The 17,200-nt window shown below is 68.1% G+C and carries 17 protein-coding genes and 1 tRNA gene; 7 read left to right on the forward strand and 11 right to left on the reverse strand.

What is annotated here, in order from left to right:
• The first annotated feature begins 101 nt into the window (after nucleotides 1–101).
• The 4 genes from eno (at nucleotide 102) to VV02_RS08820 (ending at nucleotide 3,410) form a co-directional block, all read left to right on the forward strand.
• Complete coding sequence (eno, locus tag VV02_RS08805) at nucleotides 102–1,382, forward strand: phosphopyruvate hydratase (RefSeq protein WP_052591024.1); 1,281 nt, start codon at nucleotides 102–104, stop codon at nucleotides 1,380–1,382.
• Between the two features lie 185 nt (nucleotides 1,383–1,567).
• Complete coding sequence (locus VV02_RS08810; protein WP_169787668.1) at nucleotides 1,568–1,954, forward strand: FtsB family cell division protein; 387 nt, start codon at nucleotides 1,568–1,570, stop codon at nucleotides 1,952–1,954.
• Nucleotides 1,951–2,466, forward strand: coding sequence for a DUF501 domain-containing protein (locus VV02_RS08815; RefSeq protein ID WP_052591026.1), 516 nt, complete (start codon nucleotides 1,951–1,953; stop codon nucleotides 2,464–2,466). Before VV02_RS08810 ends, VV02_RS08815 begins: the two co-directional genes overlap by 4 nt.
• Nucleotides 2,463–3,410 carry a Ppx/GppA phosphatase family protein gene (locus VV02_RS08820; RefSeq protein ID WP_052591027.1) on the forward strand — a complete coding sequence of 316 codons (948 nt, stop codon included), beginning with the start codon at nucleotides 2,463–2,465 and terminating at the stop codon, nucleotides 3,408–3,410. Before VV02_RS08815 ends, VV02_RS08820 begins: the two co-directional genes overlap by 4 nt.
• A gap of 159 nt (nucleotides 3,411–3,569) precedes the next feature.
• Here VV02_RS08820 and VV02_RS08825 read toward each other — a convergent pair whose 3' ends face one another.
• The 6 genes from VV02_RS08825 to VV02_RS08850 all read right to left on the reverse strand — a co-directional run bounded on the left by VV02_RS08825 (nucleotide 3,570) and on the right by VV02_RS08850 (nucleotide 10,981).
• Nucleotides 3,570–4,541: a carbohydrate ABC transporter permease gene (locus tag VV02_RS08825; protein WP_083450030.1), complete on the reverse strand. Its 972-nt coding sequence runs from the start codon at nucleotides 4,539–4,541 to the stop codon at nucleotides 3,570–3,572.
• Entirely contained in the window at nucleotides 4,541–5,458 is a 918-nt protein-coding gene (locus VV02_RS08830; protein ID WP_052591028.1) for a carbohydrate ABC transporter permease, read from the reverse strand. The genes VV02_RS08825 and VV02_RS08830 overlap by 1 nt, the downstream gene beginning before the upstream one ends.
• Before the next feature lie 54 nt (nucleotides 5,459–5,512).
• Nucleotides 5,513–6,892, reverse strand: coding sequence for an ABC transporter substrate-binding protein (locus tag VV02_RS08835; RefSeq protein WP_052591029.1), 1,380 nt, complete (start codon nucleotides 6,890–6,892; stop codon nucleotides 5,513–5,515).
• A 54-nt stretch (nucleotides 6,893–6,946) separates the two neighbouring features.
• On the reverse strand, nucleotides 6,947–8,635 hold the full coding sequence (locus tag VV02_RS08840; protein ID WP_083450031.1) for a glycoside hydrolase family 13 protein: 1,689 nt from the start codon (nucleotides 8,633–8,635) through the stop codon (nucleotides 6,947–6,949).
• Between the two features lie 119 nt (nucleotides 8,636–8,754).
• A complete protein-coding gene (locus VV02_RS08845; protein ID WP_052591030.1) occupies nucleotides 8,755–9,765 on the reverse strand; it encodes a LacI family DNA-binding transcriptional regulator in 1,011 nt (336 codons plus the stop codon).
• 304 nt (nucleotides 9,766–10,069) lie between these two features.
• Nucleotides 10,070–10,981, reverse strand: coding sequence for a hypothetical protein (locus VV02_RS08850; protein ID WP_052591031.1), 912 nt, complete (start codon nucleotides 10,979–10,981; stop codon nucleotides 10,070–10,072).
• A 184-nt stretch (nucleotides 10,982–11,165) separates the two neighbouring features.
• On the opposite strand from VV02_RS08850, the gene VV02_RS08855 reads away from it, so the two are divergent.
• Together VV02_RS08855 and VV02_RS08860 are read left to right on the forward strand one after the other, a co-directional pair.
• Nucleotides 11,166–11,717, forward strand: a complete 552-nt coding sequence (locus VV02_RS08855) for a papain-like cysteine protease family protein (protein ID WP_052591032.1) — start codon at nucleotides 11,166–11,168, stop codon at nucleotides 11,715–11,717.
• Nucleotide 11,718: 1 nt separating this feature from the next.
• A complete protein-coding gene (locus VV02_RS08860; protein WP_052591033.1) occupies nucleotides 11,719–12,525 on the forward strand; it encodes a hypothetical protein in 807 nt (268 codons plus the stop codon).
• Between the two features lie 6 nt (nucleotides 12,526–12,531).
• Here VV02_RS08860 and VV02_RS08865 read toward each other — a convergent pair whose 3' ends face one another.
• The gene (locus VV02_RS08865) at nucleotides 12,532–13,455 is read right to left on the reverse strand and encodes a helix-turn-helix transcriptional regulator (RefSeq protein WP_052591034.1); all 924 of its coding nucleotides are present in this window, start codon (nucleotides 13,453–13,455) and stop codon (nucleotides 12,532–12,534) included.
• Nucleotides 13,456–13,599: 144 nt separating this feature from the next.
• On the opposite strand from VV02_RS08865, the gene VV02_RS08870 reads away from it, so the two are divergent.
• Nucleotides 13,600–13,674: transfer RNA gene (locus VV02_RS08870), tRNA-Leu, on the forward strand.
• A gap of 25 nt (nucleotides 13,675–13,699) precedes the next feature.
• On the opposite strand, the gene VV02_RS08875 is transcribed toward VV02_RS08870, so the two are convergent.
• The 4 genes from VV02_RS08875 to VV02_RS08890 are packed head-to-tail and all read right to left on the reverse strand — an operon-like array spanning nucleotide 13,700 to nucleotide 17,053.
• The gene (locus VV02_RS08875) at nucleotides 13,700–14,302 is read right to left on the reverse strand and encodes a response regulator transcription factor (RefSeq protein WP_052591035.1); all 603 of its coding nucleotides are present in this window, start codon (nucleotides 14,300–14,302) and stop codon (nucleotides 13,700–13,702) included.
• A complete protein-coding gene (locus tag VV02_RS08880) occupies nucleotides 14,299–15,408 on the reverse strand; it encodes a sensor histidine kinase (RefSeq protein WP_052591036.1) in 1,110 nt (369 codons plus the stop codon). The genes VV02_RS08875 and VV02_RS08880 overlap by 4 nt, the downstream gene beginning before the upstream one ends.
• A 2-nt stretch (nucleotides 15,409–15,410) precedes the next feature.
• Complete coding sequence (locus VV02_RS08885) at nucleotides 15,411–16,154, reverse strand: ABC transporter permease (RefSeq protein WP_052591037.1); 744 nt, start codon at nucleotides 16,152–16,154, stop codon at nucleotides 15,411–15,413.
• On the reverse strand, nucleotides 16,151–17,053 hold the full coding sequence (locus VV02_RS08890) for an ABC transporter ATP-binding protein (protein WP_052591038.1): 903 nt from the start codon (nucleotides 17,051–17,053) through the stop codon (nucleotides 16,151–16,153). Before VV02_RS08890 ends, VV02_RS08885 begins: the two co-directional genes overlap by 4 nt.
• Between the last annotated feature and the right edge of the window lie 147 nt (nucleotides 17,054–17,200).

The following is a 17,200-nucleotide window of genomic DNA, read 5'->3' on the forward strand; positions in this document are numbered from 1 at the left end:
TAGCGGGTCGGTCCGCAGACCCGTGGCGCCCAAGGGCTACGCTCGGCGAGGACGCCCCAGGCGTCCGTGACCGCCCTTTTCACGCACGCAGGAGAACATCTGTGGCCACCATCGAAGCAATCGGCGCTCGCGAGATCCTGGACTCTCGCGGCAACCCCACCGTTGAGGTGGAGGTGGCCCTCGACGACGGCACGGTCGGTCGTGCGGCAGTGCCGAGCGGCGCGTCCACCGGTCAGTTCGAGGCGGTCGAGCGCCGGGACGGCGACAAGAAGCGCTACGGCGGCAAGGGCGTCGAGGACGCCGTCGACGCCGTCATGGAGCAGATCGCCCCTCACCTGCTCGGCTACGAGGCCAGCGAGCAGCGCCTCATCGACGCCGAGATGAACAACATCGACGGCACGGACAACAAGGGCACGCTCGGTGCGAACGCCATCCTCGGCGTCTCGCTCGCCGTCGCCAAGGCAGCCGCGGACTCCGCTGACCTGCCGCTGTTCCGCTACGTCGGCGGACCCAACGCGCATGTGCTCCCGGTGCCGATGCTCAACATCCTCAATGGTGGGGCGCACGCCGACTCCAACGTCGACATCCAGGAGTTCATGATCGCGCCGATCGGCGCGGAGAGCTTCCGTGAGGCGCTGCGCTGGGGCGCTGAGGTCTACCACGCGCTCAAGGGCGTGCTCAAGGAGAAGGGCCTGTCGACCGGCCTTGGCGACGAGGGTGGTTTCGCGCCCAACCTCGAGTCCAACCGCGCGGCGCTCGACCTGATCCTCGAGGCCATCACGAAGGCCGGCTTCACGCCCGGCAAGGATGTCGCGCTCGCGCTCGACGTCGCGGCCAGCGAGTTCCACGACAAGGGCAAATACACCTTCGAGGGCAAGGACATCTCCTCCAAGGAGCTCATTGCCTACTACGCCGACCTCGTCGCGTCCTACCCGCTGGTGTCCATCGAGGACCCGCTGGACGAGGAGGACTGGGACGGCTGGAAGGCCCTGACGGCCGAGCTCGGTGACAAGGTGCAGATCGTCGGCGACGACCTGTTCGTCACCAACCCGACGCGACTGCAGCGCGGCATCGACAACGACACGGCCAACTCGCTGCTGGTCAAGGTCAACCAGATCGGCACGCTGTCCGAGACGCTCGACGCGGTCTCGCTGGCCGCCCGCAACGGCTACACCAGCATGATGTCCCACCGCTCCGGCGAGACCGAGGACACCACGATCGCCGACCTGGCAGTGGCCACCAACTGCGGTCAGATCAAGACCGGCGCACCGGCTCGTTCGGACCGTGTCGCCAAGTACAACCAGCTCCTGCGCATCGAGGAGGAGCTGGATGACGCCGCGGTCTATGCCGGCTCCGGCGCCTTCCCGAGGTTCAAGGCCTGACCATGGCACGCGACCGGCGTCCGGCGAAGGCGACCAAGCCACGTCCCGCTGCGGGGTCCCGCCCCGCAGTGCGAACCGGCCGCGGTCGTACGACGTCGGCGCCGGCCCGGGGGACGTCACGACCATCGGTGCGGTCCGCGTCGGCGGTCCCGCCCAAGCCCGCTGGTCGGCGTCGGCCTCGGTCCATGCGCCGCATGGTGACGCTCGGTTTGATGTTCGTGTTCCTGGCGGTGCTGATCATTCCGACGCTGCGCAACTACCTGCACCAGCGTTCGCAGATCAACGCGCTCAACGACAAGGTCACCGCGCAGCAGCAGTCCGTGACCGGCCTCCAGCGCGACCGTGACCGTTGGGCCAACCCGACCTACGTCCAGCAGCAGGCTCGCCAGCGGCTCGGCTTCGCCAAGCCCGGTGAGCGCGCGTACATCCTGATCGACGACAAGGGCACCGCGCACGAGGCGCCCGCGCAGACCACCGGCGTACCTCATGACAAGGCGCACGACGACCGCCCCTGGTACGGCCAGGTGTGGGAGTCGGTCAAGCGTTCAGGCGGGACAGCTCAGACCAAGTGAACGACCCAACCATCGCGCGCACCGACCTCGACTGGATCGAGCACCAGCTCGGCCGACCCCCACGCGGCATCGTCGCCATCGCCCACCGCTGCGCGTGCGGCTGCCCCACCGTCGTACGCACCCTGCCGCGGCTGCCCGACGGCACGCCGTTCCCGACCTCCTTCTACGCGACCTGCCCTCGGCTCACGGGCGCCATCAGCACACTCGAAGCCTCCGGCATGATGAAGGAGATGTCCGAGCGACTGCAGGCGGATCCCGTTCTGGCAGAAGCTTATCGGGCCGCGCACGAGGACTATCTGAGGCGACGCGGGGAGCTCGGTGAGCCCGTGCCCGAGATCGATGGCATCTCCGCAGGTGGCATGCCGACCCGCGTGAAGTGCCTGCACGTCCTGGTCGCGCACTCGCTCGCGGTCGGCCCCGGCATCAACCCGCTGGGCGACGAGGCTCTGGCGGCGCTTCCGGAGTGGTGGCAGGGAGGGTGCTGCGGCGCTCCCGAGAAGGACGATGCATGAGAGTCGGCGCAATCGACTGCGGTACCAACTCGATTCGGCTGCTGATCGCCGACCGTGAGGACGGCGCCCTGACGGACATCGTCCGCCGGATGGAGATCGTCCGGCTCGGGCAAGGCGTCGACGTCACCGGCCGCATCGCACCGGAAGCCATGGACCGTACGCTCCGGGTCGCCGCCGAGTACGCCGCCCAGTGTCATGAGCACGGCGCCGAGAGGGTCCGTTTCGTGGCGACATCGGCGTCGCGCGACGCGTCCAACGCGGCGGAGTTCGTCGACGGAATCCGTTCTGCCTTCGGCGATCTCGACGTGACGCCCCAGGTCGTGTCGGGTGACGAGGAGGCCTCGCTGAGCTTCACCGGCGCGACCGGTGACCTGCTCGCCTCAGGCGTGCGAGCGCCGTACCTCGTGGTCGATCTCGGTGGCGGTTCGACCGAGCTGGTGCGCGGCACAACGGCTGTTGAGCAGGCGCGGTCGGTTGACATCGGCTGCGTGCGGATGACCGAGCGGCACCTGCGGTCCGACCCGCCGACCTGCACCGAGATCGCCGCTGCACTGGCGGACATCCACGCGGCGCTGGACCTCGCCGAACGGACCGTCGACCTGAGTGGAATCGGCACGCTCGTCGGGCTCGCGGGCTCCGTCACCACGATCACGGCTCACGCGTTGGGTCTGCGCCGCTACGACTCGGCGGCCATTCACGGGACCTCGCTGCCGGTCGATGTCGTGCTCGGCGCCTGCACCGATCTGCTCGAGATGACCCGTGAGCAGCGGGCGTCACTGGGCTTCATGCACGAGGGGCGAGTCGATGTGATCGGTGCGGGCGCCCTGGTCTGGCGCACCGTGATCGAGCGCATGATCGACCGCTCGGCCATCACTGAGGTGACCGCCAGCGAGCACGACATCCTCGACGGCATCGCCCTCTCCGTCCCCTCGCTGGTCGAGTAGCCCGGAGCTCCCGCGGCGTTGGTCGAGTAGCCCGGACCGCTAGCGGAGGGCGTATCGAGACCAGGCGAGATCGAGGGAGACTCGGCATCCGCGGTGTCGGTGGTCTCGATACGGCTCGCCCTACGGGGCTCGCCTACTCGACCGGCGAATAGCGGCCGGTCAGCCTTTGACGGCGCCTTCGAGTCCGCCGCGGAGGAAGAACCGCTGGAACACCAGGAAGAACACGATCGGCACCGCCGCCGAGATCAGCAGCGCGGCCAAGAACACGTCCAGCTCGGTGACCGGCGCGAGGTTGGGCAGCCGCACCGACAACGGCTGCTTGTCCGGCTCGGGCAGCACGATCAGCGGCCAGAGGAAGTCCTTCCACGCGGCCAGCACCGCGAAGACCGAGACCACTCCGAGCACAGGCCGCGACATCGGCAGCACCACGCTCCAGAACAGCCGGAAGTCCCCGGCCCCGTCCACGCGAGCGGCCTCGATGATCTCGCGCGGCAGGTTGTCGAAGAACCGCTTCACCACCGCGACGTTGAACGCACTGGCACCAGCCGGCAGGAAGACGCCCCAGAACGAGTTCACCAGCGACACGTGCACCACCGGCACGTCGAGCACGGTCAGGTAGAGCGGCACGAGCAGCACCACCGTCGGCACGAACATCGTGGCCAGCACTAGCGCATAGATCACCCGCCCGAATCGCGGCCGCAGGATCGACAGTGAGTAGCCCGCAGTGGTGGCGACGATCATCTGAATCGCCCACGAACCGAGAGCAATGACAACGGTGTTCATGAAGTAGCGCCGCAAGTCGAGGTCCACCCACGCGGTCCGCAGGTTCGCGAAGTCGGCCCCGTGCGGGAACAGCGCCATCGGGTCACGCAGCGTGTCCTGCGTAGGCGTGATCGCTGACTTGGCCAGCCACAGGATCGGTCCGAGCGCGCCGACGACCAGCCCGATGAGCACCAGGGTGTTGAGCGCCCGACGCAAGATCCCGACGAGCGGCTGTCGTCGTTCGTACGCCGAGGTGAGCCCTCGCGACTCGTCGTCGAGAGGAGCCGGTCGCCGAGAATGATTGGAAGGCAACGGTTCTCGATCCTCGACCGCTCGGCGTACGTCGTCCGGCAGCTGAGTCGTCGTCATCACGAGCTCCAGGACCGGGTGAGGCGGAAGTAGATCGCCGACAGGATCGCGAGGACGGCGGCCAGCATCAGGCTCAGTGCAGTCGCCTCGCCGTACGCACCGCCAGTCGTGTTGCCGAACGCGTAGTTGTAGACCATCAGCAGCACCGTGAGGGTGGCGTTGTCCGGCCCGCCGTCGGTGAACAGGTACGGCTCCAAGAAGACCTGCGCCGTCCCAATCACCTGCAGTATCAACGTGATCAGCATGATGCTGCGCAGGTGGGGGAGCGTGACGTGCCAGATCTTGCGCCAGACGCCGGCGCCGTCGACCTCGGCGGCGTCGTACAGCTCGGGCGGCACACTGACGAGCGCGGCGAGGTAGATGATGACCGTCCCGCCCGCGGCGGCCCACGTCGCTTCGAGCACCAGAGCCGGCATGACCAGCGACGTCGACTCCAGCCAGTGGAACGGCCCGAGCCCGATCCAGCCGAGGATCGTGTTGAACACCCCGGTCGAGCCGGCGTCGTAGAAGAACCGCCACAGCAGCACGGCGACGGCCGGCGGGATGACGACCGGCAGGTACGCCAGCACTGTGTAGAGCCCGCGCGCCCGCCGCAGGTCGTTCATCACAACCGCGAGAAACAGCGGCATCGGGTAGCCGAAGATCAGCGCCAGCAACGCGAAGTAGCCGGTGTTCTGGACCGCGGTCGGCAGGTCCGGATCGGCGAGGACGGTGCGGAAGTTGTCCAGCCCGACCCACCGCGCCGGCTCGACCAGGTTGGTGGCCTGAAAGCTCATGACGACCGACTTGATGATCGGCCACCACGAGAACATCCCAAACACCAGGAGCATCGGCAGCAGGAACACCACCCCGCCGAGCCCGCGGGGCGCGCGGACCCGGCGCCGGCGTACCGGCGAAGGCTTGGTAGCCGCAGTCATGGCGACCCTTTCTACGGAGTGGGGGCGGCCCGGCGAGCGGGCCGCCCTCCGCGGCTACTTCAGGAGCGTGGTGGCCTTCTGGTTGGCGGACTTCAGGAGGGCGGGGATGTCGGCGTTCTTGTCGCTGAGCACCTTTTGCACCACGGAGTCGAGGACGCCGTAGGTCTCCTGCGTCTTGCTCGACGGCTCGGAAATCAGCTGCTGCTTGAAGACGCCGTCGGTGAACGACGTCATGTGGTTCAGCGGCACGTTGACGTACGGCTTGATCCAGCTCTGCGTACGGTCCCAGGTCGCCTTGTCGAAGATCGGCAGCGTCGGCGTCCCGATCGGCTGCTTGGTCGCGGCGAGCGTCTTGGCGTCCGCGACCGCGGCGGACTGGTCGACCATCTTGCGGATCCGGTAGAAGTCGGTCCACGCGATCGCCGCCTTGCGCTGCGCCGGCGTCGCCTTCGCGCTGACTGCGGACACGGAGCCACCACCGAGGATGCCCGCGCCAGGGTTGCTCGTCATGGGCAGCACCGCGAGGCCGTATTGCTCGGGCTTGATCTGGTTGGTGGTGGTGAGCGCGTTGTAGACGTCGGACCCGGACATGTACATCCCGACCTTGCCCGCGGCGAACGCCTGGTTGATGGAGTCCCAGTCGTAACTGGTGTTGCTACCCATCGAATTGTCTTGCCAGCGCATGGTTTTCAGCAGCTCGAGGGCCGCCTGTGTGCCGGGGTTGTCGAGGGTCGCCTTGACGTCCGTGCCGGTGCCGGTCTGGATGCGGCCGCCCTGCGCATACGTCAGCGTGGTGAGCATCCAGCCGCCGGTGTTGTTCTTGCTCATCTGGACGTAGCCCGGCTGCTTGGTCTTCTGCGAGATCGTGTGGGCGTACGACTGCACCTGCTCCCAGGTCGTCGGCGGCTTGTCGGGGTCGAGCCCCGCCTGCTGGAACAGCGTGCGGTTGTAGTGCAGACCGACGCCGTAGACATCGCTCGGCAGTCCGTAGATCTTGCCGTCCGCGCCCTTGATGGCCTCGAGCACACTCGGGTTGAGCTGCTTGGCGTACGGCAGCGCGTTGACGAGGTCCGTGACGTCGGCGATCTGGTGCCGCTCCGCCAGACCCTTGGTATCGGTGAACGGCACCCGGAAGGTCGTCGGGAGGGTGTTGCCAGCGAGCTGCGCGGAGAACGTCTCCGCGCTCCACTGCCACTCCTTGGGGACGACGGTGATCCCGGGGTGGGTCTTGTTGAAGTCGGCAGCCTGCTTCTTGACCGTGTCGATGGTCGCCTTCTCATCGCCAGGACGCCAGCCCTCGACGGTGATGGTGACCTTGCCGCCCGTGTCCTTCGCGTCCTCACCGCCGCTCGCGGAGTCGGAGCAGGCAGACAGTGCGCTCGCGCAGGCGATCGCGATCAGGGCCGCAACGCTGCGGGTCCGGGTGGTGCTCATGACGGGTGCTCCTTGTTCGGGTTCGCAAGAGTTCGCAAGGGTGAGAGGTGGCGCTCAGGAGCGCAGACGAAGCCAGACCGTTGCATCGGAGGGCAGCTGACCCCCCTCCAGCGGTTGGCTGGCGAGCCACACCTGCAGGTGGGCGGGGAGGTCGACCGGATGGTCGGTGACGTTGGTCAGCGACGCGAAGTCCGCACCGCGACCGAAGGCGATGACCCCGGGATCCGACGGGAGCCAGCGCATCGGCCCGTCGCCGAGGTCGGGATGGTTGCGCCGGATGAGCAGCGCCATCCGGTGCAACGACAACATGGAGGCCGGGTCCGTCGACTGTGCAGCGACGGTGAGTGCGCCCCACTGGTCGGGCTGTGGCAGCCAGGTGTCGACCGGCTCGGGACTGAAGCCGTACGGCGGCTCGTCGCCTGACCAGGGCAGTGGCACCCGGCAGCCGTCTCGCCCAGGATCGATGCCGCGCGAGCGCGCGTACATCGGGTCCTGGAGCTGCTCGACCGGGATGTTCTCGGCCTCGGGCAGGCCCAGCTCATCACCTTGGTAGAGGTAGTACGCACCCGGGAGCGCCATGGCGAGCAGGGCCGCCGCTCGTGCCCGGCGAGTGCCGAGCGCGAGGTCGGTGGGCGTCCCAAATCGCTTGGTATCAAAGGAGAATCCGGTCTTGTCCCGCCCATATCGCGTGACTGGCCGGGTCACGTCGTGGTTGGACAGCACCCACGTGGCGGGGGCGCCGACGCGGTCGTGCGCCGAGAGCGTACGAGTGATCGAGGACCGCAGCCGGTCGGCGTCCCACGGTGCCGACATGAAGTCGAAGTTGAAGGCCGTGTGCAGCACGTCCGGACGCAGGTAACGGGTGAAGCGTTCGACGTCGGGCAGCCAGATCTCCCCGATCAGCGCCCGATCCGGGCCGTAGGTCTCGGCCACCCGACGCCAGGCGCGGTAGATCTCCTGCAGCTCGTCACGATCGATGTACGGGTGGGTGCCCGGCTCGGGCGACTCGGTCACCTCGGGCAGCCGCGGGTCCTTCGCCAGCAGCGCCGCGGAGTCGATCCGGATGCCGGCGACGCCACGGTCGAGCCAGAAACCCAGCACGTCCTCGTGCTCCCGCTGGACGTCGGGGTGCGCCCAGTTGAGGTCGGGCTGCGCGGAGGAGAAGAGGTGGAGGTACCACTGCTCCGGCCGGCCGTCGGCATCGGTGATGCGCGTCCACGTGCCGCCACCGAACTCCGAGGTCCAGTCCGTCGGCGGGAGCGACTCATCCGGGCCGCGGCCATCGCGGAACCAGAACCGTTGGCGCTCAGGGGAATTCGGCCCGGCGGCTACGGCGGCCTGGAACCACGCGTGCTGGTCCGACACGTGGTTGGGGACGATGTCGATGATCGTGCGGATGCCGTGGCCGAGCGCGGTGGCGATCAGCTCCTCAGCGGACGCCAGGTCGCCGAAGACCGGGTCGATCGCGCGGTAGTCCGCGACGTCGTACCCGCCGTCGGCCAACGGAGAGGGGTACCACGGCGTGAACCAGATGGCGTCGATGCCGAGCCCGGCCAGATAGGGCAGACGAGCGCGTACGCCGGCCAGGTCACCCGTGCCGTCGCCGTCGCCGTCGGCGAAGCTGCGCGGGTAGACCTGGTAGATCGCCGCTCCACGCCACCAGTCGTCGGAGCCGTCGGGGAGAAGGCGAGCGCGCGCGCTGGTGGCCCGGGGCTGGGATCCGGAGACCTGGGTCGTACTCATGCGGGATCTGCTCCTCGCCGTGCGGAGTCCCCGACGCCGTCGTCGGGGTGTCTCGGACACTAAGGCGGGTGATCAGAATCACGCAAGAAGTCGACAGATGAAAGTTCTTTTCGCGACTTTCATCGTCTGCGGTGCGGCCCGGTCGACCTCCGGACGACCAGCTCGGGCTCGAACAGCAGCTCGTCGACCAGCGCCGGGTCGCCACCGATCTGGGCTGTGAGGGCGGTGACTGCAGCCCGACCCATACCCTCGATCGGCTGGCGGACCGTGGTCAGTGGAGGGTCGACCGAACCCATGAACGCGGAGTCGTCATAGCCGATGACGGAGACATCACCCGGCACGTCCAGGCGGGCGCGGTGGGCTGCCCGGATTGCGCCCAGCGCGAGCGGGTCGCTGGCACAGATCAGGGCCGTCGCACCGTCGCGCAGCAGTCGGGTGGCGGCGGCCTGCCCGCTCTCCTGGGAGAACTCGCAGTGGGCGACCAGCTTGTCCGGGAATGACCGTCCGGTCCGCGCCGCCACCGCCTGCGCCGCCTCCAGCTTGCGCAGCGACGGCAGGTGATCGGCCTGACCGAGGACCAGGCCGACGCGCTCGTGGCCCAAGGAGTACGCGTGCTCCAGCGCCAGCTCCATGGCCGCTGCGTCGTCACACACCACTCGCGCGAACGGCAGACCCTCGATGGAGGCGTTGATCGTGACGACCGGCATCCGGTGGCGGATCAGTCGGTCATAGTGCGTGTGGTCCGCGCGCCCCTGGCTGTAGAGCCCGCCGGCGAACACGATGCCGGCCACCTGCTGCTCGAGCAGCAGGTCCACGTAGCCGGCCTCGGACGCGCCGCCGCTGGTCTGCGTGCACAGCACCGGCGTCAGCCCGCGCTGGGCGAGGTGCGACCCGAGGACGTCCGCGAGCGCCGGGAAGATCGGGTTCTGCAGCTCGGGCAGCACGAGCCCGACAAGGCGGGGCCGCTCTCCGCGCAGCTTGGTAGGGCGCTCGTAGCCGAGCACGTCGAGCGCGGTGAGGACCGCCGAGCGGGTCGCGTCCGAGACGCCCGGTTTGCCGTTGAGGACCCGGCTCACGGTCGCTTCGCTGACGCCGGTGCGGGCGGCGACCTCGGCCAGGCGACGAGTCATGGGAGGCACTCTAGGCGCAAGACCTCGCCAGAGTCACGCAAGTTCCACGCAAGAACTCGACAGCAATGGCCGGTCGCCTCGCCTACTCGACCTGCGGGTGGAGCAAGGTGGGCGTGTCGTCTCACTGAGGGCAATGGGTGTCGTGGAGATGTACAACCTCGTTGTAGGTGTCCGCAACAAAGTTGTACGTCTCCACAGACCCCCTAGCGACCAGCCCGCAACACGCCCGACCTCCCCGCTGGTCGAGTAGCCGGAGCGCTAGCGGAGGCGTATCGAGACCTCGGGACCGCGAGGGAGGCTCGCCTCAGTCGTACTCCCAGCTGAGCCCACTGATCCCGGGAGTGGACGGCTCGGTCACCAGATGGACCCGGTTGCCGTGATAGATCGGCACCGGGCGACGACGGGCGTCCGGGTCCTCAAGCCGGCGTCGGTGGAACTCCTCGACCCGCACGGGCAGGGCCTCAGGGTGGAAGGTGAGCTCGACGACGTGGATCCCACCGCCCTCGAGGTGCATCCGGTAGTGCTCGTGGGTCGGCACCTTGTTGTCGTCCTTGATGACGTACTGGAACACGTGCGACTCATGCCGGTGGACGGTCCGGTCGAAGAGCAGCTCCGCCACGACGAGCGCGGTCGGCTCGTGATGGCGTACCCGTCCGATCCGGCAGCCGCTGACGGGCAGCAACGCGAGAAGTGTGACGTCGCAACCCAATTCGCCCTGATAGGTGATGACCTGCCGGTCGACGTCCTCGCTCGCCCGGACGACCTGGTGGACGTGCTTGGTCTCTAATGAGCGCTCGCGACCAATCGAGACTCCTTCGATCGTGCTGAGGTTGGCGGCCAGTCCCATGGACGTGCTGCCCATCTCGCGGATGAGCTCGTCGACCGTGTCGGCGTACGACGTGATGCCGGCGAGCTTGCCGCGGCGCGGTTCTCGATCGGCCTCCGTGGGGACCAACGACGTGAGCGTCCCCGGCGACAGCTCGAGCACCTGCTCCAGGGCCTCGATGACCGGCAGCGAACGGGTCGTGGGCTGGCGCTCGCCGTTCTGCCAGTACGACAGCGTGCTCACCCCGATCTGCTGGCCGCGGGCGATCAGGTGCTCACGGACCCGGCTGAGGGCTAGTCCACGCGCGGTGATGCCGTCCCGCAGCACCTCCTCGAAGCGCCGGCGGCCAAGGGGAGTGGGGACGGCGGCTTGCCGAGTCGTCCGGTCCATGTCACCTCATCTCGTCCGGCATCGCGCGCCGCAGTGAACATTCACCACCCCGCCGATCGACGGCCGCGACGTTGCGGTGTCGGGTCGGTGGAACGTTCACAGGTCCATGAGCGCCTCTGGCGCGGTGTGGGGATATCGCACCACCTTTGGTGCACCCCAGAGAGGAATCGCGACCATGAATCGAATGTCCCCCACCTTCAGGCGTACCGGCCTTGCCCTCGTCCTCACCGCAGCTGTCGTCGGCACGGCGGCCCCAGCTCACGCAGACGGCAACCTCGACATCAACGGCCAGGCACAGGAGCAGTCGAACTGGTGCTGGGCCGCCACCGGCAACTCGATCGCTGACTTCCACGGGCAGTCGGTCTCGCAGAACACCTTCTGCAACCTGGCGTTCAACCGGAGCACGAGCACCACGTGCCCCAACGACCAGGCGACGCTCGGCAACGACCAGAACGCGTTCGACGCGCTGGGTATCGAGGCGGGCAGCTACGTCTCGTACGCCGTGAGCCTCTCGACCATCTCGAACGACATCGACGCGGGTCGTCCGCTCAACACACGCATCGAGTGGTCGTCCGGTGGTGGTCACATGATGGCGATCTACGGCTACGACGGCTCTTCGATCAGCTGGTACAACCCCTGGCCCGACGACAGCCGCTACAACTACGGCTCCTACGACTGGTACCGCAGCAACGGCTCGTTCACCTGGACTCACTCGCTCTACGGGATCGGAGCCTGACATGCCTTCCAGCACCCTGCGCCTCGGCACGCTCGGTCTCGCCGCGGCGACGCTGATCCTCATGCCGGCGACCGCGACCGCGACCGCGTCCGCCACCGCGGCCTCCGCCTCCGACCAGCCGGTCCGCCCCGTGGCGGCGGGCTATGCGGCGAACGCCGACGCCGCAGCCTCCCGAGCGGTGGCGGGCGGACTGCTCAACCGCTACGCGTCCTCGAAGGCCAAGGCCACCGGAGTCGCACCCGTGTCGGTCGGCGCGGTCCGGCGTACGGCATCGGCCGTCCCGGTCTACGAGCTCAGTCCAGCGTTCGTCCGCTCGGGCAGCGGCCCGGTGGGTCAGGCTCGGTACGCCGTCACGACCTACGCGCTCGGCGGCGAGTCGGCGTCTGTCGCCTCCGCTCCGCAGCCGAACGGCTCGTGGCAGGCGGTCAACGTCGCGTCCGGCGACACCGAGTCGCGGATGAGCGCGCTCGCGAAGGGCAGCCCGCTGCTGCACGAGCCACAGGTCGATGCCTGGTACGCCGTACGCGGCGACCGGGTCGTCGCTCTCGACGGCGATGCTCGCCGGGCGATCGGCGGTGGCTCGGTCTCGGTGGCGGCGTACGCCGGTCTCGTCCATGCGAAGTACGCGGACAAGCTGCCGGGCAGCGCCTACGACACCGCGGGCTACGCCGGTGGGTACGCCGCGCAGTCACCGAAGAGCAGCTCGTCCAAGACCTGGCTGACGGTCGCCGCCGGTGGTGTGGTCGGTGCTGAGCTGATCGCGTGGTTCGCGCTGCGCCGGCGCCGGAGCGCCGTCACAACGATCTGACCGACGTCACTCCCAGGTCCACGCAAGCCCGGAGACCCCGGGCACCAGCTGCTCGGTGACCAGGTGCACCAGGTTGCCGTCGTGCAGCTCGACCGGCCGCCGGCGTACATCGGGCTCCTCGAGCCGCCGCCGATAGAACTCCTCGACGTGCGCGGGCAGGCGGTCCGGGTGGAACTCGATCTCGGCGACATGGATCCCACCGTGCTGGATGTGCAGCCGGTAGTGCTCGTTCATCGTGAGCGCGTTGGCGTCCTTGATGAGGTACTGCAGCACGTGCGACTCGTGTCGCCGCAGCTGGCGGTTGAGCAGGATCTCAGAGACGAGCAGGCCCGCGTCCTTGTCGGTGCGTGACCGGCCGAGCCGGCACCCACTGACGGGTACGACGGTCAGCAGCTCCGCGTCGCAGCCCGCCTCCCCCTGGTAGGTCACGAGGAGCCGGTCGACGTCGTCGAGAGCACGCACGACCTGGTGCACGGTCTTGGACTCCATCGCGCCGTTGCGCCCGATCGACAGCCGCTCGATGACGCTCAGGTTGATGGTGTGACCGGGGCCGGAGGTGCCCATCTCGCGGACCAGCCGCTCGACGGTCTCCGCGTAGTCGGTGGCCGCCATGAACCGGCTCTGCCGGTCGGTGCGGTCGACCTCGGCCGGGAGCAGGGTCGTCAGCGTGCCGACCGGGATGCCGAGGACCTCCTCCAGCGCCTGGATCACCGGCAGCGAGCGCGTCGTGGGGTGACGCTCACCGTTCTGCCAGTAAGACAAGGTGCTGACGCCGACGTGCTGACCGCGAGCGGCCAGGTGGTCACGCAACCTGTTGAGCGCGAGCCCTCGCGCAGAGATGGCCTCGTGCAGGACCCGCGCGAAGGTCGCACCGGTCGGATCGCGCGACGGGTCGGTGGGGAGAGACTCGTCGTCCCTCATGTGTTCCATGATCACGTCGTTCCTTGTGGTCCGTGTGACCCCTGGTGCGGCCACGACGTCATCGCACCACCTTTGGGCTGACCTCGCTCCACGAATGGGCAGAAGCGGGCCGGACGAAGTAACCCGACGCCTGCGGACTCGTACGCTTGCTCTGCCCTCGTAGCCCAACTGGCAGAGGCAGGCGACTTAAAATCGCTCCAGGTGCGGGTTCGATTCCCGTCGAGGGCACTAAAGAATCGTCCAGAATGCCTCACTACAGCCAGCCGTTGTGCTCGGCGATCTGTCGCGCTGAAGCACGATTCGTGACCTGGAGCTTTTGAATTGCGGAGGACAGATAGTTCCGTGCAGTGCTATGCGCCAGGTGCAGGTGCAGCGCGATCTCGTCGATGGTGTGGTCGTCGGCGCTCGCGCGGAGCACGTCGATCTCTCTTGAGCTGAGCGGGTTCGGTGGTAGTCGCAACGCCGCGACCGCCAGGTCAGGCGGGATCACGACCTCGCCGGCGGCGACACGTCTGATGGCGTCCGCGAGCTCTCCGATGGGCTGGTCCTTGATGAGGAAGCCCGCCGCCCCGTGGTCCATCGCGCGCCGGACATAGCCGGGGCGGGAGAACGTCGTGATGATGATGCAACGCGTCGGCAGCTGCTCCGCGCTCACGACTTCGACGAGGTCGAGACCGGTCGGTGGCGGCACATGGATGTCCAGCAACGCGATGTCGTACGCCCTCGACCGCAGCTCGGGTAGCGCCTCGGGGCCGGTGCCGACCGCGGTGATGTCGAAGTCTTCCTCCAGCGTGAGCAGGATCTCGAGGGAGGAGCGCATGAGGCCCTGGTCCTCCACGAGCAGGATCGTGGTCATGACCGCGGCACCTGCAGCGTGACGTCGACCCGCAGGCCGTGGGGCTGGACCGCGGTGATGCTCAGGGCGCCGCCGACCCGATCGAGGCGATTGCGCACGCTGACCAGGCCCGAGCGGGCTCTGGCCGCGGCAGTGGCATCGGCGTCCCCGTCGTCCTCGACACGACAGCGGACGGTCTCGCGGTCACGCTCGATCGTGATGCAGCAGTGGTGGGCGTTGCTGTGGCGGATCACGTTGGTGGTCATCTCACGGACGATGAGGGCTAGCTCTGCGTCGGCTGCCGGTGGGAGTCCCGGAATGGTCTCCGGGGTGCTCAGGTCGATCCCGCTGCTGCGCAAGGCATGGTCTGCGCCGCGGAGCTCTTCGGCCAGCGTATGGGTGCGATAGCTGTCGACGGCGGCTCTGACCTCGCCGAGTGCGCGCCGGCCCACCGTCTCGATCTGCTCGCCGGCGTCGACCGCCACGTCAGGTGTGGTGGTGACCGCACGCTGTACGACCTGGGCCGCGACGACGATGACCGAGAGGCTGTGGCCGAGCAGGTCATGCAGGTCGTCGGAGAAGCGATCGCGTTCTTGCTGGACGGCCGCAGCGGCCAGCTGGCTTCGGGTCTCGCGCAGGTCGGCGATCGTGTCGGTCAGCCGCTGGCGCAGGCCGGCGATGACCGCGGGGACGATCACGATGACGAGGGTGTTCTCGGTACTGCCGAGGCGGCCCATCTGAGTCGCGGCAACGCCGAGGACCAGCACTGCGGCCATCGCCCTGAGCATCGGTCGCAGGATGACCGCTGCTTGCAACGCTGGCAGGAGCGCAAGGAGAGCCCACGGCTGGCCCGATGCCTGATGCGCGACGTACCCGGCGATGGCAGCCCCGACCAGGCACGCGAGCTGAGCTGGGCGGGACCAGCTGCGTGCTGTCGCGGACAGGATCACGATGTGCTCGACCACGACAAGCAGGCCGAGTGCAACGGCGCTCGCGGCGCCGGCTCCGCTGCCCTTGTCGATGGTGGCGATGACAGGGGCGAGCGCCACGATCCCGGCCACCTGAATCAGGCCGAAGCCGTCGTGCTGCGGCACCAGTGATGTGATCCAGCCAGGTGATCGGCCCATGGTCAGTCGACGCGAATCGCCCGAACGTATGCGGCGACTGCCACGGCTGCCAGGACGATGGACCACAAGGTCAGTTTGCCGACATCCGCGGCGTCCAGGTGTCTCACGCCGGCCAACCCTCGGCCCAATCCCGCATAGGCCGAGGTGGGGGTCCAGGAGCTGATGCGCTCGAGCGCGGACGGGAAGTTGTTCGCCGGAATCCACAGGCCACCGACAAGGGCGAGCCCGAGGTTGGAAAGCATCGACAGCTGTTGAGCCAGCTGCGTGGACCTGATGACATATCCGAAACAGATTCCCAGCAACGAGAAGGGCGTCGCTCCCACAAGAAGGCCGGCGGCGCTGGCCGCCCAATGCAACGCGGTCAGTTGCACGTGGTTGACGACCGCGCCGACGAGCAGGACCACCACAATGGGCGGCAGCGCCACGGCGATGCCGAGAATGGCGCGTCCGAGGACCGCACTGGCCGGCGAGAGCGGTGTCAGCCGCAGCTGTTGCAGCCATCCCAGATCCCGTTCCTCCGAGGCGCCGAGACCATTGGCCAGGGCCGCGCCGACGGCTCCGAAGCAGGCCATGGAAATCATCAGGTATTGAGCCACGTCGCTGTCGCCGGCATTCTCGCCGAGGCGGGTGAAGACCAGATACATCACGGTCGGGATGATCACCGCGGGGCCGATGAAGCCGCTGCTGCGCAACAGGCGTACGGCCTCAAATCTGGTGTATGCGGCGCACCGTGAGATCTCGCTCATGCCGACACCTCGCCCGATTGTTCGGTGATCTGCAGAAAGGCCGACTCAAGGTCTCCGCCGACGACCCGAAGGCCGTCCACGAGACCGGCGTCGGCCAGAGCCATGACCAGTCGATCGGAGTCGTGTGTCGTCATGGTCGTGCGGTGTCCCTCGACCCGATGCTGCAGGACGCCGGGCAGCCGGCTCGGATCGTCAAGCGCTTGATCGATCGACACGGTGACGGGCAGTCCGGTCTCAAGCAGCTCGGCCGGTGAGCCCGACGACGCGATCCTGCCGTCGACCAGGATGTAGACCAGGTCAGCGGCGTTGACCTCATCCAGCAGGTGGGTGCAGAACAGCACCGTCATGCCTGCGGCCGCGTGCGCCTGGATCTGCTGCCAAAAGGCGTGGCGCGAGGGCACATCCATGGCCGTGGTCGGCTCGTCCAGGATGACCAGCTCCGGCCGACCGGCCGCGGAGACGGCGAACCGCAGCCGCTGCAGCTCGCCGCCCGATAGCCGATCGACGCGGCGGCCGATCAGATCCTCCAGGTTCGCCAGCCTCGCCAGCTCAGGGACGGGCATGGCATCCGCGTACAACGCCGTCGCCAGGCGCAGCACGTCGCGCACTGTCGCGCGCGGCGGAACCCGAGCGGACTGCAGCATGGCGCCGACCTGCCCTTGCCGCATCGCGGTCCGGGGCTCGACGCCCATCACGTGGATATCGCCGTGATCGGGGCGAAGGAGGCCGAGAATCATGGAGATGGTGGTCGTCTTTCCCGCACCGTTCAAACCGAGAAGCGCCACTATTTGTCCGCGTTCGACACGCAACGACAGCTCATCGATGACGACTCGTTCGCCGAAGCGACGCGTGACGCCGACCAGCTCAATCGCGGGGGACTCCGCTGTTGGTGAGGGCACTCTTAGATCCTGCGGCCCAACTCCGATATGAGGGCAGGCTGCGCCGTACTGCGCTTCGTAGGACGTTCGTCCCATCAACGACAGGTCATTGCAGCCTGATATCCCGATACGGTCGACGGGCAATCTCGTGGCATGACCGCTGGACAA

The sequence above is a fragment of the Luteipulveratus mongoliensis genome, from assembly GCF_001190945.1.
Lineage (GTDB): Bacteria > Actinomycetota > Actinomycetes > Actinomycetales > Dermatophilaceae > Luteipulveratus > Luteipulveratus mongoliensis.